The 19,633-nt window shown below is 66.9% G+C and carries 23 protein-coding genes; 12 read left to right on the top strand and 11 right to left on the bottom strand.

What is annotated here, in order from left to right:
- Positions 1–24 precede the first annotated feature (24 nt).
- A complete protein-coding gene (locus Y590_RS13580; RefSeq protein ID WP_060770311.1) occupies positions 25–564 on the top strand; it encodes a CxxCxxCC domain-containing protein in 540 nt (179 codons plus the stop codon).
- A 56-nt stretch (positions 565–620) separates the two neighbouring features.
- On the opposite strand, the gene Y590_RS13575 is transcribed toward Y590_RS13580, so the two are convergent.
- Together Y590_RS13575 and Y590_RS13570 are read right to left on the bottom strand one after the other, a co-directional pair.
- A complete protein-coding gene (locus tag Y590_RS13575; RefSeq protein WP_060770310.1) occupies positions 621–983 on the bottom strand; it encodes a hypothetical protein in 363 nt (120 codons plus the stop codon).
- A gap of 464 nt (positions 984–1,447) precedes the next feature.
- Positions 1,448–2,251, bottom strand: coding sequence for a response regulator (locus Y590_RS13570; protein WP_060770309.1), 804 nt, complete (start codon positions 2,249–2,251; stop codon positions 1,448–1,450).
- Positions 2,252–2,430: 179 nt separating this feature from the next.
- Between Y590_RS13570 and Y590_RS13565 the strand changes: the two genes are divergently transcribed.
- Positions 2,431–2,652, top strand: coding sequence for a NepR family anti-sigma factor (locus Y590_RS13565; protein WP_060770308.1), 222 nt, complete (start codon positions 2,431–2,433; stop codon positions 2,650–2,652).
- 77 nt (positions 2,653–2,729) lie between these two features.
- Here the strand turns inward: Y590_RS13565 and Y590_RS25750 are convergent, their stop codons facing one another.
- On the bottom strand, positions 2,730–2,906 hold the full coding sequence (locus tag Y590_RS25750; protein ID WP_003599466.1) for a DUF1328 domain-containing protein: 177 nt from the start codon (positions 2,904–2,906) through the stop codon (positions 2,730–2,732).
- A gap of 663 nt (positions 2,907–3,569) precedes the next feature.
- Here Y590_RS25750 and Y590_RS13560 point away from each other — a divergent pair.
- Both Y590_RS13560 and Y590_RS13555 read left to right on the top strand, forming a co-directional pair.
- Positions 3,570–4,634: a DUF2865 domain-containing protein gene (locus Y590_RS13560; RefSeq protein ID WP_353612584.1), complete on the top strand. Its 1,065-nt coding sequence runs from the start codon at positions 3,570–3,572 to the stop codon at positions 4,632–4,634.
- 80 nt (positions 4,635–4,714) lie between these two features.
- Positions 4,715–5,647: an MBL fold metallo-hydrolase gene (locus tag Y590_RS13555; RefSeq protein ID WP_060770306.1), complete on the top strand. Its 933-nt coding sequence runs from the start codon at positions 4,715–4,717 to the stop codon at positions 5,645–5,647.
- Between the two features lie 19 nt (positions 5,648–5,666).
- Here the strand turns inward: Y590_RS13555 and Y590_RS13550 are convergent, their stop codons facing one another.
- A complete protein-coding gene (locus Y590_RS13550; protein ID WP_060770305.1) occupies positions 5,667–6,446 on the bottom strand; it encodes a DUF1499 domain-containing protein in 780 nt (259 codons plus the stop codon).
- A gap of 124 nt (positions 6,447–6,570) precedes the next feature.
- Between Y590_RS13550 and Y590_RS13545 the strand changes: the two genes are divergently transcribed.
- Complete coding sequence (locus tag Y590_RS13545; protein WP_060770304.1) at positions 6,571–7,044, top strand: MarR family winged helix-turn-helix transcriptional regulator; 474 nt, start codon at positions 6,571–6,573, stop codon at positions 7,042–7,044.
- 123 nt (positions 7,045–7,167) lie between these two features.
- On the opposite strand, the gene Y590_RS13540 is transcribed toward Y590_RS13545, so the two are convergent.
- Entirely contained in the window at positions 7,168–7,356 is a 189-nt protein-coding gene (locus Y590_RS13540; protein WP_012254235.1) for a con-10 family general stress protein, read from the bottom strand.
- A 597-nt stretch (positions 7,357–7,953) separates the two neighbouring features.
- Here Y590_RS13540 and Y590_RS13535 point away from each other — a divergent pair.
- Positions 7,954–8,403, top strand: coding sequence for a Crp/Fnr family transcriptional regulator (locus Y590_RS13535; RefSeq protein ID WP_060770303.1), 450 nt, complete (start codon positions 7,954–7,956; stop codon positions 8,401–8,403).
- A 44-nt stretch (positions 8,404–8,447) separates the two neighbouring features.
- Here the strand turns inward: Y590_RS13535 and Y590_RS13530 are convergent, their stop codons facing one another.
- Both Y590_RS13530 and Y590_RS13525 read right to left on the bottom strand, forming a co-directional pair.
- Positions 8,448–8,720 carry a hypothetical protein gene (locus Y590_RS13530; protein WP_245517542.1) on the bottom strand — a complete coding sequence of 91 codons (273 nt, stop codon included), beginning with the start codon at positions 8,718–8,720 and terminating at the stop codon, positions 8,448–8,450.
- A 71-nt stretch (positions 8,721–8,791) separates the two neighbouring features.
- Positions 8,792–9,229 (bottom strand): VOC family protein, encoded by a 438-nt coding sequence (locus Y590_RS13525; RefSeq protein ID WP_060770301.1) that lies wholly within the window; start codon positions 9,227–9,229, stop codon positions 8,792–8,794.
- A gap of 186 nt (positions 9,230–9,415) precedes the next feature.
- Between Y590_RS13525 and Y590_RS13520 the strand changes: the two genes are divergently transcribed.
- The 6 genes from Y590_RS13520 to Y590_RS13505 all read left to right on the top strand — a co-directional run bounded on the left by Y590_RS13520 (position 9,416) and on the right by Y590_RS13505 (position 15,437).
- Entirely contained in the window at positions 9,416–10,096 is a 681-nt protein-coding gene (locus Y590_RS13520; protein WP_060772291.1) for a L,D-transpeptidase, read from the top strand.
- Positions 10,097–10,175: 79 nt separating this feature from the next.
- Positions 10,176–10,826 carry a sulfotransferase family protein gene (locus Y590_RS26455; RefSeq protein WP_144439975.1) on the top strand — a complete coding sequence of 217 codons (651 nt, stop codon included), beginning with the start codon at positions 10,176–10,178 and terminating at the stop codon, positions 10,824–10,826.
- Between the two features lie 144 nt (positions 10,827–10,970).
- On the top strand, positions 10,971–11,123 hold the full coding sequence (locus Y590_RS25740; protein ID WP_083530849.1) for a DUF3096 domain-containing protein: 153 nt from the start codon (positions 10,971–10,973) through the stop codon (positions 11,121–11,123).
- A 189-nt stretch (positions 11,124–11,312) separates the two neighbouring features.
- Positions 11,313–13,979, top strand: a complete 2,667-nt coding sequence (gene ppdK, locus Y590_RS13515) for a pyruvate, phosphate dikinase (protein ID WP_060770300.1) — start codon at positions 11,313–11,315, stop codon at positions 13,977–13,979.
- 188 nt (positions 13,980–14,167) lie between these two features.
- Entirely contained in the window at positions 14,168–14,425 is a 258-nt protein-coding gene (locus Y590_RS13510) for a hypothetical protein (RefSeq protein ID WP_060770299.1), read from the top strand.
- Between the two features lie 106 nt (positions 14,426–14,531).
- On the top strand, positions 14,532–15,437 hold the full coding sequence (locus Y590_RS13505; RefSeq protein ID WP_060772290.1) for a cell wall hydrolase: 906 nt from the start codon (positions 14,532–14,534) through the stop codon (positions 15,435–15,437).
- Positions 15,438–15,480: 43 nt separating this feature from the next.
- Here Y590_RS13505 and Y590_RS26450 read toward each other — a convergent pair whose 3' ends face one another.
- The 4 genes from Y590_RS26450 to Y590_RS13490 form a co-directional block, all read right to left on the bottom strand.
- Positions 15,481–15,774: a hypothetical protein gene (locus Y590_RS26450; RefSeq protein ID WP_144439974.1), complete on the bottom strand. Its 294-nt coding sequence runs from the start codon at positions 15,772–15,774 to the stop codon at positions 15,481–15,483.
- A 115-nt stretch (positions 15,775–15,889) separates the two neighbouring features.
- The gene (locus Y590_RS13500; protein ID WP_060770298.1) at positions 15,890–17,161 is read right to left on the bottom strand and encodes a hypothetical protein; all 1,272 of its coding nucleotides are present in this window, start codon (positions 17,159–17,161) and stop codon (positions 15,890–15,892) included.
- Complete coding sequence (locus Y590_RS13495; protein WP_060770297.1) at positions 17,158–18,789, bottom strand: alpha-D-glucose phosphate-specific phosphoglucomutase; 1,632 nt, start codon at positions 18,787–18,789, stop codon at positions 17,158–17,160. Before Y590_RS13495 ends, Y590_RS13500 begins: the two co-directional genes overlap by 4 nt.
- Positions 18,790–18,892: 103 nt before the next feature.
- Positions 18,893–19,573 carry an MgtC/SapB family protein gene (locus tag Y590_RS13490; protein WP_060770296.1) on the bottom strand — a complete coding sequence of 227 codons (681 nt, stop codon included), beginning with the start codon at positions 19,571–19,573 and terminating at the stop codon, positions 18,893–18,895.
- Between the last annotated feature and the right edge of the window lie 60 nt (positions 19,574–19,633).

The raw sequence follows: 19,633 nt of genomic DNA, 5'->3' as shown, positions 1-19,633 counted from the left end.
ATTGACACAACCGACCCGCTCGCGATGCTCGATCCGGCCACCATCGTCGCCGTGCCCGCTCCGGGCCGCGCCTGCGGCCCCTGCACCTTGTGCTGCAAGGTCTACGACGTGCCCGCGGTCGAGAGCCCGGCAGGGCGGTGGTGCCGGCATGTCCGCTCCGGCGGCGGCTGCGGCATCCATGCCGAGCGGCCCGACCATTGCCGGGCCTTCCACTGCCTCTGGATGACGGAAACCTGGATCGGTCCGGAATGGCGTCCGGACCGGGCCAAGATGGTGCTCAGCCTCGACCCCGTGACCCGCTTCCTCAATGTGCAGGTCGATCCCGGTCAGGCGGGAGCGTGGAAGCGCGCGCCGTATCACGACCAATTGCGGCGCTGGGCTGCGGCCTCGCTGCCGCTGCAGCGCTACGTCCTCGTTCACGTCAACAGGATGACGACGGTCGTCCTGCCGGATCGGGATGTATCCCTCGGCACATTCGGGCCCGGCGACCGGTTGGTCGGCCGCGAGCGGATGAGCCCGGCCGGGATGACCGCCGACGTGGAGAAAGTTTCGCGGCCGGCTTGAGGCGGCCCATTGCTCGAGCGTGCGATCTTCCAGCGCCCCAAATTTCGATGCCGGCTTCAGGTCATGCAGCGACCGGGAACCATGCGGCGCGCCTCCGGCCCGACGAGCGAGCTGAGCGGCGCTTCGCAGCCCTCCCGCGTCAGGCGACGGGGCTTGGCCGGCAACTCTTCCTGAGCGGAGCGGGTCGGGATCGACTCCGAACGCGTGGGCGGGCGGGGCGCGGTCGCCACATGGATCGGGGTGAGAGCGGTGGAATAGGGACGCATGCCCGGCAGCGGTGTGGCAGGCGCCTCGTAGGCGACGCGCGGGGCCGTCGGGGCCCCCATCGCATCGGCCTCCTGCCGGACGACCGGCAGAAGCAACAGGGTCATGATCGCAGCGGGAACACTCACACCGAGGGCGAAGCCGGTCCGAAGCATCTTTGCGATCTCCGATGGGAGCTTGACAGGTTGTCATCACAACGCTGCTTTCAGATCTTCGGTTCCTTCACTGTCTCGCTTCGGTACAAATCAGTATTTTCGTCTGAATCGGCGTGCCCGCTCCCGCAACGCGGCGAGTGGGTGGGCAGGGCGGGCGCGGCAAGGTCGTGGTAAAAAAGTCCCTGTGGATGAAAAATCTGCGGGGTCAGGCGCCGAATCCGGAACCCAGCCGATGGTCATTCGTTAGAGAATCACCCGGCCACTCTGGTCCTCCCCGCATTCCCCTTGTGCATCGGCCGGAACCTCTTCACGGGTCGGACAATGGTCCGGCCCGTTTTTTCGTTCACATTCCGCTCGGGTAGGCTGCTCCGCGGGTGGTGCTCGTCGCGGTGGCCTCATCGCGCACGAAAAAAGGCGCCGACCTTCCTGGCCGGCGCCCTCGTTTGCTGCCCGGAAGCTGAGGTTCAGGCGCTGTGCGCCTCGCGGCGGCGCGCGCTTTGCTGGAAGAACAAAGCCTGGCTGATGACGGCCGACACGTTGGCGGGCTGGAACGGCTTGGCGATGAGGAAGGCCGGCTCGGGGCGCTCGCCGGTGAGGAAGCGCTCGGGATAGGCCGTGATGAAGATCACCGGCACCTCGAAGGTCTTCAGCAAGTCGTTGACGGCATCCAGCCCCGACGAGCCGTCGGCGAGCTGGATGTCGGCGAGGATCAGGCCGGGGCGCTTGCTCTCGGAGGCGATCTTGACCGCCTCGGTGCGGGTGCGCGCCACGCCGATGACGTTGTGGCCGAGGCCCTCGACCAGGGCTTCCAGATCCATGGCGATCAGCGGCTCGTCCTCGATGATGAGAATCTCCGTGGCCATGTCGGCGGCGAGCTCGCGGCCCGCTTCGTCAACGAGATCGCGCACCTTGGAGACGTCCACGTCGAGGATTACGCCCGCATCCTCCTCCGAAAAGCCTTCGAGGCACGAGAGCAGGAACGCCTGCCGGGGAAGCGGCGTGATCTGGCCGAGCCGAACTTCGGCCGGCAGGTCGTGCTGCACCTGATCGCTGTGGCCGTTCACGGACAGCGAGTTCCAGATCCGCGTGAAGACGCGGAACAGGTCGGCCTTGACGTTCGTGCTGCGGCCGAGGGTCTCGGGCTCGTTGACCAGCGTCTCGAGGGTGGCCGCGACGTAGGCATCGCCCGCCACCTGACTGCCCGTGAGCGCGCGCGCATAACGGCGCAGATACGGAAGATGCTGCACGACCAGTTGTGCTGTGGACATGAGTTCCCCTGAGCCTCTTCGCTCTTCGTTTGTCGCTGCGCCCCTAACGCGGGGGCTGGACGTCCGTTCCTGGCCCATGCGGAACCCTAGCCGCATGTCGGCGTTGCTGCTGAAGCCATGACTCATGTCAAGCTGCAAGACAATCGCGGCAGACGTGGCGCCAAGGGGATCTTGAACGCATGAACGAGAACGAGCCGGCCGGCGCGTTCCCCTCCAGGGACCGGCCCACTCGAGGGCGTGGCGAGAATGGTTTGAATGACCAGGCGCAGAGGCGCATCGGAACCCATCTGCGCACACTCTACGATTCCGTGGTTCAGCAGCCGATCCCGGATCGCTTTCGAGATCTGATTGCGCGGCTTGAGGACGATTCCCCCAATCCGGACGATCCGGCGAGCGCCTGATCCGTCATCTGTCTTTTCGTCGTGGCGCGAGCCGCCCCCGCTGCCGGGTGCGGCTCGTTTGTCATGGTCGCGAACGGCTACAGGGTCGGCGAACGACCGCGCATCAGGCCGATCACGGCCGAGATCGCGAACAGGACGATCGCAACGAAGAAGACGAGCTTTGCGGCCTCCATGGCCGTGCCGGCGATGCCGCCGAAGCCCAGCAGGGCCGCGACGAGGGCAACCACCAGGAATGTTACAGCCCAACCGAGCATGTCGAACTTCCTTCCAAGAACTGGCGCGGCCCGTGCCGCAGCCTCATGGAAGCAATAACGCCAAGTTTTCGCCGCAGGTTCCTTTTCCGTTTCCAAGGCTGTGAACACTTTGTTACGGTGTGCCTGCGACCGTGCTACGCCTCTGGAACCGACTGGCAAATTCGGCCGTTCGTCACCATCTCATTCCCAGACGATCATACGACACTCAGACTTGACGATGTGAAGGAGGCCTCCGGCGTGCCCGCACAGAAAAAGATCTTCGTCCCCGGTATCGCTCAAGCGAAAGCCGTTCTGGAGGCCGCTGCACGGCTCGTTTCGGCGCTCTCACCGCAACCGGTTCTTCAGCCCATTCCCGTTCGCGTGAAGTCTGTTCACCGCCGCTGATGCGGCCGGCTTTCATTCGATCCGAATGCATCCATTCCAAGCGCCGTCCCACCGGGCGGCGCTTTTTTCATGGCATCGAGCTGTCCACAGAGGCGGGCCTGCCGATGCGCGGCGTCGTCCGCCATACGGATCGAAAGAGAGTGGCGCGGCAAGGCTTTGCACTCTGGCCGGTTTTCACTCGGCAGATACGGCCGCGCCTGCGTGGTTTGCCGACATTGTCCTCCCCGCAAACGGCCGACTAGCTGATCCCGGGCGAAATGTCCGGCCGGTCTCGTCTCCATGGCGAACGCGCCAGATCGACGGGGGGCAACGATGGGATTCGGCAAGCGTAAGCCCGGCGCGTGGGTGGCGAAGAGCGATGCCGGTGCGGCGCGAGTGCGGCCGCGTCACCGACTTGTCGCCACCGCACTGGTGGGTCTGCTGATCGGCTTTGGGACGATCAGCGCGACGACGATGGTGCGTGCCTCGGAGCGCGGTTTGCTCAACGAGTTGTTCGAGACGATCTTCGGGGCGGCAAGCCCCCCGCCCGCGACGATCGCAAAGCCGGGACCGAAGGCGCCCCGGCGCTACGCCTCGCTCCCTGACACGCGACGCATTGCCGGGCCTCGCTTCGTGCAGCGAACGCCGCGCCTGGAGGCGCGTTCGACACCCGGTCGCGCACGAGCGAGGGTGGCGTCCCCGGCCTCCTTCGCGGCAGGGACGCGGACCGTCTGCATGCGCCGTTGCGACGGATACGTCTTTCCCCTCGGCCGTCTGCATGCGCGCGCCGACCTTCCCGTTCATGCGGCGGCCTGTGCCGCGGCCTGTCCCAATGCGCCGACCGAAGTGTTCACCCTGGCGCCGGGGCGGGCCGAACTCGAGCAGTCCGTTGCCCTCGACGGCCGTCCCTATCTGCGTGCCGCCACAGCCAACCTCTATCGCCGCACCCGCGTCGAGAACTGCTCCTGTCAGCCCTCGGGTGCCGCGGCCCTGTTGATGCCGCTGGCCGACGACCGGACGCTTCGCCCCGGCGATGTCGTCGCGTCGGAGGAGGGAGCGGATCTCGTCGCAGGCCTCTCCCGCACAGGGCCGGCGCTCGTCGATTACCGCATCGCTGCTTTGAGCCGGCCCCACCGCAACGCCATCGAGGATCGCGTCGGTGCCCTGCGCCGCGATGCGGCGAAAGCGGCGTTCCGTGAGGCTCTGCAGGCGAAGGGGAGTGGCGCCCGACGCCTGCAGGTCGCCGAAGCGCAAATCCCAACGCTTCCGACCGTCGGGGCTTCCGCCGGTTTCGCACCGGTCGTTTCGCGCGGCGAAGGATTCGCAGCGGTCCGCATGGTGTCACCGTCACCGTTCGGGCATTGATCGCTCAGGCCCGACGAGTTGGCGAAAGCGCCGGGCTGTCGTAGGCGGGCGGCACCCTCGTCGCATCGAAGCCGTCGTCTATGAGTGAATCGTCCGCGGACGCGCTGGCCCCCTCCCCCGGTTTCGAAAGCGCGTTGCCCGTCTCTGGCAGGACGGAATCGCTGAGCCCCCTCGTGCGGCGGCGGATCTGCCCCAATGGCGGTCCGTTCACCGCGAGCGGAACCTGTAGCTACATCGTCGGGCGCGGCCGGGTCGCCGTGATCGATCCAGGGCCGGCGGATGCCGGGCATGTCGAGGGCTTGCTCGCCTCGCTCGACGGCGAGGCGGTGTCGGCCATTGTCGTCACCCACACCCACCGCGATCACTCCCCGGGTGCGCGCCTCCTGCAGGCGCGGACGGGCGCACCGATCGTCGGCTGCGGTCCGCACCGGGCCGCGCGGCAGCTCGCCGAGAACGAGCTGCCCATCCTCGATGCCAGCGCCGACCGCGAACATCGGCCCGACCGGGAATTGGCGGATGGGGAGAGCCTGACCGGTGAGGGCTGGACGCTGACCGCCGTCGCGACGCCCGGCCACACCATGAACCACCTCGCTTTCGCCCTGCCCGAAGAGAATGTGCTGTTCTCCGGCGATCACGTCATGGCGTGGTCGACCTCGATCGTCGCACCGCCCGATGGGTCGATGCGGGCCTACATGGAATCGCTGGAGCGGCTGCGGGAGCGGGACGAGACGTTGTACTGGCCGGGTCACGGCGGACCCGTGCGCGATCCGCGCCGGTTCGTGCGCGGACTTGCCGCCCACCGACGCCAGCGCGAGGCCGCGATCCGCGCTCGGCTGGCCGCGGGCGATCGCGACATCGCAACGATCGTTGGCACCGTCTACCAGGGTCTCGCACCGCACCTGCGGGGTGCCGCCGCCCTCTCGGTCTTCGCCCATCTCGAGGATCTGGTGGAACGGGGCTTTGCGGTCACCGACGGCCCGCCCCTGCTCGACGGCGCGTTCCGCCCCGCCTGAGTTCCGATTTATAGAACCGCTACTTCAGAGCGATGGCGAGGTTGGCGACCTCGTCGAGATAGGATCGGATGCGGTCGGCATTGTCGCCGAAATCGCGGTCGCCGATCCGGGAGGCCGAACGCACGTCGATGCGCGCGCCGTCGGCCCGCGGGTGCACCCGCACAGTGATGTCGGCGGGCAGGTTCAGAATCCGGGTTCGGGCCACTGCCTCGATGCGGCCGTTCCCGATCCGCCCGCCGGGCCGGATCGCCTCGACGATCTGCCACTTGCGATTCACCGCCGCCTTGCGGGCGAGTTCGAAGGCTTCGTCGGCCTCCACGTCGAGAGTGAGGGGCGCGATCTGTGGATAGGCCGCCCGCTGCGCCTCTCGGGCCGCCGGTCCGGGTTCCGTCGGGTAGCGGCCCTCGCGGGCGGCGAAGGCAAGGCGCGAGCGTGAGAAGGCGGGCGGGCGCTCGGTATCCGTCGTCACATCGGTGAGCGCCGGCAGGCGTACCCCTTTGAGCGCGGCATAGGCGGGATAGGCCAGGACGAGGCTCGCCACGAACAGGCCGCCGACGGCAGCGCCGAGACCGCCCGCACCTTCCCGCCAGACCCGCGCCATCGCGAACAGGGCCAGCGCCACCGCGATGACGGAGAGCGCGACCCCGCTTCCCAGCACGGCAAGGGCCGCTGCGGGCTCCGCCGAAGGGCTGCGCACGATCAGTACCGCCATGCCGGTAACGATCAGGGAGAACAGGGCGAGCGTTCGCGCGTAGCGGCCGGCCCGGGTCACCGGTTCATCGAGAAGCTGACGGCGCATGGCCCCGGAGATGAATGAGGGGAAGAAGAAGACGAGGATAACCTGTCGCGCAGTCTACAGGCTGGGGGTGGGGCGCGCCACTCGGCTTTCCGGGGTGCATCCCTCTGCTACAAGCTGGACGGGCATGTCCGAGCGTCAAGATCGCCCCGCATCGAACGCCGACCCCGTCGATCCGCTTCGGGTCTGGTTTCGGTTCATCCGCCTCAGTCGGCGAGTCACCGCCGCGGTCGCTGCGGAGTTGCGGGAACTCGGCCTGTCGATCCCGCAATTCGACGTGGTGTCGACCTTGAGCGAACGTGAGGGGCTGACGCAGCAGGAATTGGCTGCCCGGCTCTACGTCACGAAGGGCAACGTCTCCGGCCTCATCGACCGCCTCGTCGAGGCCGGTCTCGTCGAGCGCCGCCCGATCCCCGGCGATCGCCGATCCCATGCCCTTCACCTGACCGAGGCCGGCGCGCGAGTCGCTGCCCGCGGGATCGCGGCGCAGGCTGACTATGTCGCACGCACCCTGGGCCGGCTCGACGAAGCCGATCTTCGCGTATTCGAGGATCTCGTCGTCAAATGGCGTGAGCTGGCTCGCGCAGACGAAGCGTCCTGAATGTCCGGTCACCACTTAAAAAAACAGACGCCCTCAGCGCCTGTCGAATAGAAGTATATTTCTTATTTGGAGAAGGCTGGGCGGTCGGGCGCGGACCCCGCGCCCGTCACCGCCTCAGCCGGGTTAAGCCTCGCCCGTGCGACCGGTCGATTGACCACCCTTGCGGCCGGCCGACGAGGCCAGTTCACGATCTTGCGAGAACGACCGCTTGTCCGCCGGGACGGAACGACCGCCCTTACTGGCGATCTCGCGCTGCCGTTCGATATTCATGGAAGCGAAACCTCGCTTCGAGGTGGAATTACCAGATGCCATCTGCGCCTCCTCAGGCCAACTCTTCACACCCCTCTCAACCATCACCCCTCTCGATTGTTCCTTGGCTGTATCGACCGCCGGCTCCGGGGAAACCCCTGTTTCGTCCAGACGTTAGCTCTGCTCACGCCAATGCGCTGCGCGGAGTTGTGAACGCGTTTCCACAGGCCATCCACAGCCGAGAGGAACCCGGATGACAAATCGATATATGGTAAAGGCTTCGCTTGTAGCCAAGTCTGATGCGGCGTCGGGGAGAGCGAGCCACCCTGAGCCGAACAGGACGCCGATGCCGGCCATGCCAGCGCCGGAGGATAGCCCGACGCCGACGACGCATGAGGAGCCCGTGGACTCGCCGCAGCCCAATGCGAGCGCGAAGCGTGAGGCGCCAGGTTCCAGCAGGATCGGTCTCGCCACCCGACGCTGATCGTCGCCTGCGGCATTATGATGCCGGTTGCCTGGGGCGATGACGAAATCTCGCCGGATCTCTTTTTCCAGGGACGTCAGGAGGGCGAGCGGACCGCGACTTTGACACCGTTCGCAGGTGCGTCTACCGGCGGCCCTTTCCGCCTGCCGCCCAGGGGGGCGCATCGGAGTGAGTCCATGACCCTCGACACCGAGGTGATGTCCCTACGGCAGGTGCCGTTGTTCCGCGAGGTGGAACCGTCTCGCCTCAAGCTCCTCGCTTTCACCAGCGAGCGGGTCCATTTCGAGGCGGGGCAAGCCTTCTTCGCGCGCGGTGAGGCGGCGGACGCGGCTTATCTGATCCTCGAAGGGTCGGCTGCGGTGTCCATCGACGGCCCGTTCGGCCCGGTCCGGCTTGCCCTGCTCGGCCCCAACGCTCTCGTCGGCGAGATGGGGATTCTCGCCGATCAGCCGCGCTCGGCGACCGTCACCGCGGATATGGCGACGACGGCTTTGCGGATCGACCGCGACGTCTTCATCGAGTTGCTCGCGCAATTTCCGCAGATCAGCATCGCCGTCATGCGTGAACTCGCCCTGCGACTGGAGCAGACCAATCAGCGGCTGGCCGAGCGCATCGGCAACGTCTGAGGCAATCGAAGCCGTGAGCTTTCGAGACGGAGCGGCGTGGACGTTCAGCGATACTTCCAGCCCCACTGGCCGTAGATGGGGTAGCCCCGTCGGCGCGCCTCGTATTCAGCACCCGGATCGTTCGGACGGTACCCTTTGCGATAGGCATAGGGGCTCGGTTCGATGTAGCCGGGATTCTGGAGTTCCTGCCGCAGATAGCCGTCACCCTCGCCCGATGACCCGCCGCCGGGGCCGAAGGCCCAGCCCGGACCGGCCGAGAGGATCGACGCGGACAGGGCCAGCGTCGTGATCGTCAGGCGCCGCATGGCTCGCTCCATCCTCGCTCTTCCGCCCCTCACGACCGGTCAACGATTGGCCGTCATCGCCGGTTGCGCCACCCATGGTGCATTCACGGTGTCGGATAGGTGATGAACTCCATGAGCGAGCCGTCCGGATCACGGAAGTAGACGCTCACGCCCTGCCCCGCCGCGCCGTTGCGCTCCACCGGCCCGAGTTCGACCGCGACGCCGTGGGCGGCCAGATGCGCCATCGCATCCTCGATCGAGCCCGACCAGCGGAAACACAGGTCGCTGCCGCCGGGCATCACGGGCTCGCGCGCCCGCGGCGTGCCGATTTGACCGGGGCCATGCACATTGAGTTGCACGCCGCCGAACCGGAAGACCGCGCCTCGGCCGAACGGGATCACCTCGGCTCGCAGCACGTCCCGGTAGAAGACCGTCGAGCGCTCCCAGTCGGAGACGTGGATGACGCAATGGTCGAGATGGATCGCTGGCGCGAGCGTCGCGACGTCGGCTTCCGCAACGAGTTCGGTCTCGGTCTCGGGCATCGTGCCCCTCCTCACGCGATCTTGCGCGAGAGATAAGGCGCCCTGGGCCCGGGGCGAGACGGCCTCACGGCAACGTTCCTCCGCCGATGCGGCCTCGAAGTCACACCCGATCCGCTCAAGGACGGGTAGTCATGGCGCATGATCCGCAACGCCAACCCGCCCCCGACGGCGGCGACAGGAGCCGCCATGGCAGCCCCCCGAACCGCCGATAGGACGGCGCGCAGCAGCACCCGCCGGGTCCTGCTCGCCGCGTTCTGCCTCATTCCGCTGGCGGCCTGCCAATCCTCGAAGCCGGGCCGGATGGCCGGAGGCGACGACGATGCGGCCTGGTACATCGGCACGATGCCCGACAAGCCGTTCGACGTGCCGCTGGTCGACCGGTCGCGCATCGACCCGAAGTACCGCCGTCAGGAAGTGGCCTATAGCGGTCCGGAGGCGCCGGGCACGATCGTTGTCGATATCGACAAGCGTCATCTCGCCCTCGTGCAGGAGGGCGGCACGGCCCTCCAATACGGCGTCGGCGTCGGCAAGGCCGGCTTCTCCTGGAAGGGCGACGCCCGCATCGGCCGCAAGGGCGTCTGGCCGGACTGGAGCCCGACCACGACGATGGTCTCGCTCAATCCGGGCATCGAGCGCTCGCGCAAGGGCGGTATCGACAACCCGCTCGGCGCGCGCGCGCTCTACCTCTACCAGGGCAGCCGCGACACGATGTTCCGCATCCACGGCACCAACGAACCGTGGAGCATCGGCGAGCAGATGTCCTCGGGCTGCGTGCGCATGCTCAACGAGGACATCGTCGATCTCTACGAGCGCGTCCCCGTCGGCGCCCGTGTGGTGGTGAAGCGCAGCAGCAAGTATAGGACTTGATGCCGTATCAGGCCCAATCGCTGCCAGTTGCCTCAGGAGGGGCCTGTTATAAATCCACGCTTATCAATGGATTCGCGGAATGCTGATCGGTGTCCATTATCCCAAGGCTGGCGGTTCATCGATTGCCGCCGCCCTGCAGGCTGCTTACGGAACGAGCTTGCTCAACGATTACGATGAAGCGCCTGCGCTTGTCGAATCCCCTGCAACCTTCGATCCTATCAACTATTTCACGCGTACTTTCACTATCCCGCCTGGCATCGAATGTGTCTTTGGGCACCTTCATATCAACAAATATCGCCATATTGCTGGAGCGAAGCGGTTTGTTATGCTTCGTCACCCTGTCGAGGCCTTGATATCGACTTACTATTTCTTCAAATCACTCCCTGATGATGTCGGGGGAGTGCTGTTGCGATATATTAAGCAGAGCAAGATGAGCATATTAGAAATGGCTCGGATCCCGATCCATACACATCACATGTCACAAACTTATTTTGAGGGTGTCGACATGTCATGCTTCGACCTGATAGGCCGGCATGACCGGCGTGACGCGTTCTTTACATCTCTTTCAGCACTGGCCGGTCGGCCAATCGATCCTGGACATCAGGTCAATGTCACGCCGCGATCCGACGAACGATCGGAGATGCTCGATGACCCGCAGTTGATGGCGCGACTGACCGATATCCTGAGGGACGACGTTCGATTCTACGAGCGTCATGCATACAGAGACTGACGATCGAGACGTGCGGCCCGGAGGACAGCAACGGCCTGAGTCCGTGTCGTCGAGCATTGCCTGGCCCGGTCTCTGGGGCAGGGAACTGGAGCCGGAGCCGGAACGTCTTCATCGTGCGGTCGAGCTTGGCCGTGGAGTTTGCTCATGACCATCGCCGTGTCGAACCTGCAGCCGATCGTCGCGATCCTGGCGGGCATCCTCATCCTAATCGCACCGCGGCTGCTCAACTACATCGTAGCGGTCTACCTGATCGTCGTCGGATTGATCGGCCTGGGTGTGCTGCGTCATTTTTCCTGAACCGCGCGCCTTAACGCTGGCGCCGGATCTCTGTCCTTTGGCGAGCGTACTTTAGTTCCTGACAGCGCCCGCACATCGTCACTCCCCGCCGCGGAGCGACGCGAAGCTAATCCTTGCACTGCGACATGAGATGCGCCACGCCCGCGTGAACGGCGCTTGGGTCGCCAAATCCGTCCAGCGGAGAGCCTGATGACGAAATGGGTCTATTCCTTCGGTGACGGCAAGGCCGAAGGCGAGGCAGCGATGCGCAACCTCCTCGGCGGCAAGGGCGCGAACCTCGCCGAGATGTCCAATCTCGGCCTTCCGGTTCCCCCCGGCTTCACCATCACGACTGAGGTCTGCACCTACTATTACCAGCATGGCGAGACCTACCCCGCCGAGCTCACCGACGCCGTGAAGGAAGCCCTCGAGAAGGTCGGCACGCTCACCGGCCGCCGCTTCGGCGATGCGGAAAAGCCGCTGCTCGTCTCGGTCCGCTCCGGCGCACGCGCCTCGATGCCGGGCATGATGGATACGGTGCTCAATCTCGGCCTCAACGACGCCACCGTCGAGGCCCTGGCCAAGGATGCCGACGACGAACGCTTCGCCTACGATTCCTACCGCCGCTTCATCACGATGTATTCGAACGTCGTGCTCGGCGTGGAGCACCACGCCTTCGAGGAGGCGCTGGAGCACTACAAGGAGCAGAAGGGCCTCACCCTCGACACCGACCTGAAGGCCGACGACTGGAAGCACCTAATCGGCGTCTACAAAAAGATCGTCCGCGACGAGCACGGATCCGACTTCCCGCAAGGCGCGGAGGACCAGCTCTGGGGCGCGATCGGCGCGGTGTTCGATTCCTGGATGATCCCGCGAGCCAAGAAGTACCGCGAGCTGAACCAGATCCCCGAGAGCTGGGGCACGGCGGTCAACGTCCAGGCCATGGTGTTCGGCAATATGGGCGATACCTCGGCCACCGGCGTCGCCTTCACCCGCAACCCTTCCACCGGCGAGAGCGCGCTCTACGGCGAGTTCCTCATCAACGCCCAGGGCGAGGACGTGGTGGCGGGCATCCGCACCCCGCAGGACATCACCGAGAAGGCCCGCATCGAGGCGAAATCCGACAAGCCCTCGATGGAAAAGGCGATGCCCGAGAGCTTCGCCGAGCTGACGCGGATCTACGGGATCCTCGAGAAGCACTACCGCGACATGCAGGACATGGAGTTCACCATCGAGCGGGGTAAGCTCTGGATGCTCCAGACCCGCAACGGCAAGCGCACCGCCAAGGCAGCCCTGCGCATCGCCGTCGAACTCGCGGGCGAAGGCCTGATCTCGAAGGAAGAGGCGATCAAGCGCATCGAGCCCGGCGCGCTCGATCAGCTCCTGCACCCCACCATCGACCCGGATGCCGAGCGGACGGTGATCGCCACCGGCCTGCCCGCCTCGCCGGGCGCGGCGGTCGGCGAGATCGTGTTCAACTCGGAGGAGGCGGAGGCCGCCAAGAAGGCCGAGCGCAAGTGCATCCTCGTGCGCATCGAGACCTCCCCGGAGGACATCCACGGCATGCACGCCGCCGAGGGCATCCTTACGACGCGCGGCGGCATGACCAGCCACGCGGCGGTGGTCGCCCGCGGCATGGGCAAGCCCTGCGTTTCCGGCGTCGGCTCGATCCGGATCGATTACAAGGCCAAGACCCTCACCGTCGGCGGCGTGACCCTGAAGGCGGGTGACGTCATCACCGTCGACGGCTCGACCGGTCAGGTGATCCAGGGCGAGGTCAAGATGCTCCAGCCGGAGCTGTCGGGCGACTTCGCCGCCCTGATGGAGTGGGCGGATGCGGTTCGCACCATGAAGGTGCGCACCAACGCGGACACCCCGGCCGACGCCCGCGCCGCCCGCAAGTTCGGTGCGGAAGGGATCGGCCTGTGCCGGACCGAGCACATGTTCTTCGAGGGCGACCGGATCGTGGCGGTGCGCGAGATGATCCTCGCCGACGACACCGAAGGCCGTCGCGCGGCGCTCGCCAAGATCCTGCCCTACCAGCGTCAGGACTTCGTCGAGCTGTTCACGATCATGTCGGGCCTGCCCGTCACGATCCGCCTGCTCGATCCGCCGCTGCACGAGTTCCTGCCGCACACCGACGAGGAAATCCGCGAGGTGATGTCGGCCACCGGCATCAGCGAGGACAAGATCCGCAACCGCATCCGCGAACTCTCCGAGCACAACCCGATGCTCGGCTTCCGCGGTTGCCGCCTCGCCATCGCCTTCCCCGAAATCGCCGAGATGCAGGCCCGCGCGATCTTCGAGGCCGCGGTGCAGGCCGCCAAGGATACCGGTGCCCCGGTGACCTCGGAGGTGATGGTGCCGCTGGTGTTCACGCGGATGGAGTTCGACATCGTCAAGGCTCGCATCGATGCCATGGCCAAGGCCGTGACGGAGGAGACCGGCGCGAAGCTCGAATATCAGGTCGGCACGATGATCGAGCTGCCGCGCGCGGCGCTGATGGCCGGCGAGATCGCCGAGACGGCGGAGTTCTTCTCCTTCGGCACCAACGATCTCACCCAGACCGCGCTCGGCATCTCCCGCGACGACGCCGCGACCTTCCTCGGCCCCTACACCCAGAAGGGCATCCTCTCGGTCGATCCGTTCGTGTCGATCGATCAGGAGGGCGTGGGTGAGCTGGTGAAAATCGGCGCCGAGCGCGGGCGCAAGACCCGCGCCGGGCTCAAGCTCGGCATTTGCGGCGAGCACGGCGGTGATCCCGCCTCGATCGCCTTCTGCCAGGAGGTTGGGCTCGATTACGTCTCCTGCTCGCCCTTCCGCGTGCCGATCGCCCGCCTCGCCGCGGCGCAAGCGGCGCTCGGCAAGGACGCCTGAGACGACGCATGACGACCCCGCGGGCATGACCCGCGGGGCCTTTCCGGGAGGTGGATCAAGCTTTGCAATAATTTTGCGGACAGCCCGCCGAACCCATGTCGCGCGAGCACGTTACCTGCTAGCGGGAGTCCATAGCGCGGAGAGCGCCGATCGGTCTTCCGACCAGGGCACCCGCGGGACTTCCAGCCATGTCGCATCCCGACTCTCCCTCCGCCCTCCTCGATCATCGCGCGATCGCTCCCGGTCACCGGGCGATACAGGCGGCCTATCTCTGGATCATCGCGACATTGACGACAGCGGTCGGGGTCACCGGGCTCGTCTACGTCGAGGCCGACCGAAACGGCCGCGAGGCGGGCCGGATGATCGTCGCCTCGCAGAATGCCAGCGGCTACGCAGCGCTCCTCGTCCACGGCATGGCCCAGCGTCACGGCCGTCCGAGCCCTTAACCGTCCGGCAACCACGTTCGCGATTAAACTCTCCTCATGAGGAACGGTCGCCCCGGCTTCGTCTAAGCTGAGGCCTCCGGCCGATCGTGAGTGTGGAGTGTCGGCGTTGCGTACGAGGCGCGTTCGAGGCCTGGGGATCGGCCCCCGCTGGATCGTCTCGGCCGTGGTGCCGTGGATGCTGGCCAGCGGCTTGCTGGTGTCCTTCACTGCCACTGCGGGCACCGATGCCACGCTTCGACCCGCTCAGCTCTCAGAGCGGGATGTCACGACGACCGGCGCGCTCGTGGCGTCCACCGCCTGGAGCCCGGACGTCATCGATGCGGGTCTCGTGGCGCCCGGCGCCTCCCATGAGTCCAAGCCTGTCGAGGACGGCCTCCCCGCGCTCGCTGACTCCGATGGCGCCACCCCCGCCACCCCCCGCGCCGTCGCCCTGTCCTCGGTCACGCCTGCGCCCGCCGACGCGACCCCGATCGAGGTCGCCGCGGCGAACCTCGCCCTACCCGGCTTCTCGGCCCGTCTCGATCGCGGCCCCTCCACCCTCGATCCGCAGATGACGGCGCCGGAGGCCAAGTCGCACTATGCCGACCTGATCGATCCGAATGCGATGGACCGCGAGCAGCGCTGCCTCGCCGAAGCCGTCTACTTCGAGGCGCGCAGCGAGCCCGAGGAGGGGCAGGCCGCCGTCGCGCAGGTCATCCTGAACCGCGTCAAGAGCGGGCTCTACCCGTCCTCGGTCTGCGGCGTCGTCTATCAGAACCGCCACCGCTTCATGGGTTGCCAGTTCTCCTTCGCTTGCGAAGGCAAGGCGCTGCGCATCACCGACGCGGAATCCTGGCGCAGCGCGACCCGCGTCGCCAGCGCGGTGATCGACGGCCGCACCTATGTCAGCGAGGTCGGCGGCGCGACCCACTATCACGCCGATTACGTCCGCCCGGGCTGGTCGCGCCGGCTCAAGCGCAAGGACATGATCGGCCGGCATATTTTCTATCAGCTGAAGCCGAACCAGACCTGATGCCTATGTCGGGTCCACGCTAAGAACAGCACAAGACAGAATTTCAGTCGATCGAATACAAGGCCTGTGCTTCTCGCTCGGCATCTTCGGCCGAGTGGAAGAGGATGGATACTGAAGTTTGGGCCATAAACCCGTCCGGCCCTGGACCTTCATTCTCATCTGCTGGACCATAATAACGCTCTACTGAGTATCGATAGAGCCCGAGTGCGCTTTTGGTCTCGATGAGTACGCGAACTGAAGATTCGCCGTTGTGTAGAGTCAGGACCATCTCCCGCCCATCATATTCGGTCATCCGTGGCGCTTCTGCCATTTTTTGACGATTGGGCCGCTCGCTCATGTGAACAGGGCAGTCGCATTTTGAATGCTCGCAAGGGCTTGCGGCCATCCGAGAGCACTTTGCAACAGCCACTCGCCAGGTTCGATCCGGCGAAGCTCCCGCTCGGAATCCCCGCTTACTTGCCCTGCTTCAGGTAATTCGCCCCGCCGATCACCAGCAGTTTGTCCGAACCCCGGTCGGGCGCGAACAGGCTGAGCGTTTCGCTGGTCCCAGCATCGTCCGTGAGAGTCAGCCCGTAACCCGAGACCGTGTAGCGGCCGCTGCGCACCGGCCGTCGGCTGTGGCCGGCGACCACGGTGCCGCCGTCCATTGAACCGCCGGTCGAGGAGAAGCCGACGCCGCCCTCGCGGGTGAAGCGACCGTCGGGCGTCAGTGCGAGGGTATGCGTGCCGCCGACCGAGCCCATCGCGCCGCTCGATCCGAACGTGTGGTTCCATGTGCCGTCGAAGCGGTGCCTGTCGGCGAAGGGCGGCACTGCGAAAGAGGTGTCGCCACCGATGGTCAGCCCATCCTTGGTGCGGGAGAACGCTTCGGCGGAGCGCGTGACGCGGCCGAATCCGTCCTCCACCTCGACCCGCTCGATGCGGTTGGCCGAGAGCCAGCCGCCCTTTAGCGCGTAGGTGCCGCAGGTGGCGGGTTCGGCCCTGCAATGGGCCGCTATGTCGCCGTCGCGCGGAAGCGACGTGGTGTAGAGGCCGCCCTTGTCGAACAGCAGCGTGTCCTGATCGGCGGTGAAGTCCATCCCGCCGAAGGCGTTGGGGCGGAGCTGCGTCTTGGTGCGCGTGTAGAGCCCGTCGAGGCCGCCATCACCCCGGGCGGGTGCCAGAACGAGGCCGCGGTCGTCCCTGGCCGGGCGGTAGGAGCCCACCAGCGCCTCGAACCCCTCGCGGATCGGGTTCTGGTGCTCGCGTTCGAGCTGCAGGGTGAGAAGCATCAGGAAATGCTGGCTCGTCTTGGTGGCGATCCCGATATGCCAGGCCGCCATGCGGAGGCCGTCCGTCGTGCGACAGCAACGCTGCTCGACGCGGATGCGGTGCCCGTCGAGGGTTTCGCCGGCCTTCGCCGTGAGCGGCTTCTCACCGGGCGGGATCTGCTTGAGGCTGCGAACGAAGGCGCTGAACGTCTCGTCGAACCGGCCCGAGGCCGGCTTCGGCTTGGCGACGATCAAGAGGGCCGCGCCCTTGCGCCCGCGCGGCGTGGTCGGCTCGAAGACGCGCTCGAACACGAGACCGTCGCCGGCCTCCCGGCGGGTCCAGCCCTCGAACACGGCCGGCAGTTCGAAGCGGGACGACCCGAGGATCACCTCGGCGCCGCGGGCGGGGAGAGCTGACGCGAACAGCAGGGCGAGGCCGAGCCCCGCCCCGCCAGCGCGGCCTCGTCTCGTCACGTCACGACGCTCGGCTCCGCGCGGCCGGTGATCGCCTCGATGCCCGCCAGCTCCCGCGCCACCGCGACGACGGGCCCGAGCATCTCGGCCACCGGCAGCTCAAGCCGGTCGGTCGCGGCTTCGTAGCGCTCGATATAGACGCGCAGGGTCGCCCCGGCCGTGCCGGTGCCCGAGAGGCGGTAGACGATGCGCGCATCCTCCGCGAAGGTGACGCGCACGCCCTGCGCCTCCGTCACCGAGCCGTCGACCGGATCGACGTAGCGGAAATCGTCCGCCGCCTTCACGGTGAGGCCGCCGATCCGGGTGCCCGGTAGCGAGCCGATCTTGGCGCGCAGGCCTTCCATCAGCCGGTTGGCGGCGCCGGAATCGATCTCCTCGTAATCGTGGCGGGTGTAGTAGTCGCGGCCGAACTCGGCCCAGTGCGCCCGCACCAGTTCCTGCGCAGGCTTGCCGGTCGCGGCCAGGATGTTGAGCCAGAGCAGCACCGCCCACAGCCCGTCCTTCTCGCGCACGTGGTTCGAGCCGGTGCCGGCGCTCTCCTCGCCGCAGAGCGTGATGCGGCCGGCATCCAGCAGGTTGCCGAAGAACTTCCAGCCGGTCGGCGTCTCGAACGCCTCGATCTTGAGCGCGGCGGCGACACGATCGACGGCGCGGCTCGTCGGCATCGAGCGGGCGACGCCCGCCAACCCCGCGGCATAGCCCGGTGCGCGGTGGGCGTGGGCGGCGAGGATGGCGAGGCTGTCGCTCGGCGTCACGAACAGGCCGGGCGCCACGATCATGTTGCGATCGCCGTCACCGTCGGACGCCGCCCCGAAATCCGGTGCGTCGGGCCCATGCATCAGCTCGAACAGCTCGTGGGCGTGGACCGGGTTCGGATCGGGATGGTGTCCGCCGAAATCAGGCTTGGGCTCGCCGTTGACGACCGTGCCCGGCGCCGCGCCGAGGGCGCCTTCCAGGATCGCCTTGGCGTAGGGGCCGGTCACCGCCGAGAGCGCGTCGAAACGCATCCGGAAGCCGGAGGCGAACATCTTCCCGAGCGCCTCGAAGTCGAACAGCGTGCGCATCAACTCGGCGTAGTCGGCGACGGGGTCGATCACCTCCACCGTCATCCCGTCGATCGCGCTCGTGCCGATCCGCCCGAGGTCGAGATCGGGCGCGTCCGAGATGCGGTAATCGCCGATCGCCTTGGTGCGCTCGAAGATCGCCGCGGTGACGCTTTCCGGCGCGGGACCGCCGTTGCTGCCGTTGAACTTGATACCGAAATCGCCCTCCGGTCCACCCGGATTGTGGCTCGCCGACAGCACGATGCCGCCGACCGCGCCGTGCTTGCGGATGACGCAGGAGGCGGCCGGCGTCGAGAGCAGGCCGTTCTGCCCCACCAGCACCCGCCCGAAACCGTTGGCGGCGGCGATCTTGAGGGCGATCTGCACCACCTGCTCGTTGAAGAAGCGCCCGTCCCCGCCGATCACCAGGGTCGCGCCCTTCCGGTCGGGGATGCAGTCGATGATCGCCTGGACGAAGTTCTGGACGTAGTGCGGCTGCCGGAAGACGGGCACCTTCTTGCGTAGGCCCGAGGTGCCGGGCTTCTGGTCCGGGTAGGGGCTGGTGGGAACCCGCTTCGACGCCATGGTTCGCTCGATTCTCGCGAAGGATACACTCCGCACGTCGTAGTGCGGTTTGCCGGTTCGTATAGGGTTGCGGTGCCGATTTCGGTATGGCCGTAGGCGGCGATCAGCGGTCGGAGCCGAGGCGGACGGTTACCACGGCCGGATTCTGCCGCAGGCGCTCGGCGATGGCCGCGACGCTCGTCTGCGACAGCCGGACGAAGGCGATCGTCACTTCCTCCAGCCCCTCCTCCGCGCCGGGGCGCACAACGAACTGGCGCACCCGAGAAGCGCGCTCACCGGTGGCGTCCTGCAGCGTATCGATCGAGAGACTGCCGGCCTTCACCGTGAGCTGGAGCGTGTGAGTGCGCATCCGGTCGCGCCAGCTCTCCTCGATCGGCTTCACGCCTGCGAGGATGCCGACGACGAGGATCGTCGCCGCGATGCCCGCCACGTAGAGGCCGCCGCCGACCGCGAGGCCGATCGCTGCCACCGCCCAGAGGCTCGCAGCGGTGGTGAGCCCCTTCACCACCTCGCCGCGCAAGAGGATCGTGCCCGCGCCGAGAAAGCCGATGCCGGAGACGACCTGCGCGGCGATGCGCGAGGGGTCGAGGGTCACGTTCTTCTGTCCGAGCACGTCGGAGAAGCCGAAGGCGGAGACGATCATGAAGAGGCAGGCACCGACGCAGACCAGCATGTGCGTGCGCAGGCCCGCCGCCCAGAGCAGCCGCTCCCGCTCGAAGCCGATCACGCTGCCCATGGCTCCTGCGAGCACGAGGCGCGCCACCATCTCTGCGTTGCCGAGCATCGCTCCTCCCGATTCGCGTTGACCGCCGAGAGTGCGTCCGGTTCTCCCGGCGTGCAACGC

The organism is Methylobacterium sp. AMS5, from assembly GCF_001542815.1.
Classification (GTDB): domain Bacteria; phylum Pseudomonadota; class Alphaproteobacteria; order Rhizobiales; family Beijerinckiaceae; genus Methylobacterium.
Note: the sequence above shows the minus strand (reverse complement) of the source record. Positions and strands in the feature narration are given on the sequence as shown.

What these genes read in the sequence shown, in the direction of transcription:
- Y590_RS13490 (WP_060770296.1), bottom strand. Translation starts at nt 19,573, where the DNA reads ATGCTCGGCAACGCAGAGATGGTGGCGCGCCTCGTGCTCGCAGGAGCC.
- Y590_RS13540 (WP_012254235.1), bottom strand. Translation starts at nt 7,356, where the DNA reads ATGGCATCTGGTAATTCCACCTCGAAGCGAGGTTTCGCTTCCATGAAT.
- Y590_RS13530 (WP_245517542.1), bottom strand. Translation starts at nt 8,720, where the DNA reads ATGGAGCGAGCCATGCGGCGCCTGACGATCACGACGCTGGCCCTGTCC.
- Y590_RS26450 (WP_144439974.1), bottom strand. Translation starts at nt 15,774, where the DNA reads ATGAGCGAGCGGCCCAATCGTCAAAAAATGGCAGAAGCGCCACGGATG.
- Y590_RS13560 (WP_353612584.1), top strand. Translation starts at nt 3,570, where the DNA reads ATGGCGAACGCGCCAGATCGACGGGGGGCAACGATGGGATTCGGCAAG.
- Y590_RS13545 (WP_060770304.1), top strand. Translation starts at nt 6,571, where the DNA reads ATGTCCGAGCGTCAAGATCGCCCCGCATCGAACGCCGACCCCGTCGAT.
- Y590_RS13565 (WP_060770308.1), top strand. Translation starts at nt 2,431, where the DNA reads ATGAACGAGAACGAGCCGGCCGGCGCGTTCCCCTCCAGGGACCGGCCC.
- Y590_RS13580 (WP_060770311.1), top strand. Translation starts at nt 25, where the DNA reads ATGCTCGATCCGGCCACCATCGTCGCCGTGCCCGCTCCGGGCCGCGCC.
- Y590_RS13495 (WP_060770297.1), bottom strand. Translation starts at nt 18,789, where the DNA reads ATGGCGTCGAAGCGGGTTCCCACCAGCCCCTACCCGGACCAGAAGCCC.
- Y590_RS25740 (WP_083530849.1), top strand. Translation starts at nt 10,971, where the DNA reads ATGACCATCGCCGTGTCGAACCTGCAGCCGATCGTCGCGATCCTGGCG.
- Y590_RS13520 (WP_060772291.1), top strand. Translation starts at nt 9,416, where the DNA reads ATGGCAGCCCCCCGAACCGCCGATAGGACGGCGCGCAGCAGCACCCGC.
- ppdK (WP_060770300.1), top strand. Translation starts at nt 11,313, where the DNA reads ATGACGAAATGGGTCTATTCCTTCGGTGACGGCAAGGCCGAAGGCGAG.
- Y590_RS13550 (WP_060770305.1), bottom strand. Translation starts at nt 6,446, where the DNA reads ATGCGCCGTCAGCTTCTCGATGAACCGGTGACCCGGGCCGGCCGCTAC.
- Y590_RS13555 (WP_060770306.1), top strand. Translation starts at nt 4,715, where the DNA reads ATGAGTGAATCGTCCGCGGACGCGCTGGCCCCCTCCCCCGGTTTCGAA.
- Y590_RS13525 (WP_060770301.1), bottom strand. Translation starts at nt 9,229, where the DNA reads ATGCCCGAGACCGAGACCGAACTCGTTGCGGAAGCCGACGTCGCGACG.
- Y590_RS13510 (WP_060770299.1), top strand. Translation starts at nt 14,168, where the DNA reads ATGTCGCATCCCGACTCTCCCTCCGCCCTCCTCGATCATCGCGCGATC.
- Y590_RS26455 (WP_144439975.1), top strand. Translation starts at nt 10,176, where the DNA reads ATGCTGATCGGTGTCCATTATCCCAAGGCTGGCGGTTCATCGATTGCC.
- Y590_RS13570 (WP_060770309.1), bottom strand. Translation starts at nt 2,251, where the DNA reads ATGTCCACAGCACAACTGGTCGTGCAGCATCTTCCGTATCTGCGCCGT.
- Y590_RS13535 (WP_060770303.1), top strand. Translation starts at nt 7,954, where the DNA reads ATGACCCTCGACACCGAGGTGATGTCCCTACGGCAGGTGCCGTTGTTC.
- Y590_RS25750 (WP_003599466.1), bottom strand. Translation starts at nt 2,906, where the DNA reads ATGCTCGGTTGGGCTGTAACATTCCTGGTGGTTGCCCTCGTCGCGGCC.
- Y590_RS13575 (WP_060770310.1), bottom strand. Translation starts at nt 983, where the DNA reads ATGCTTCGGACCGGCTTCGCCCTCGGTGTGAGTGTTCCCGCTGCGATC.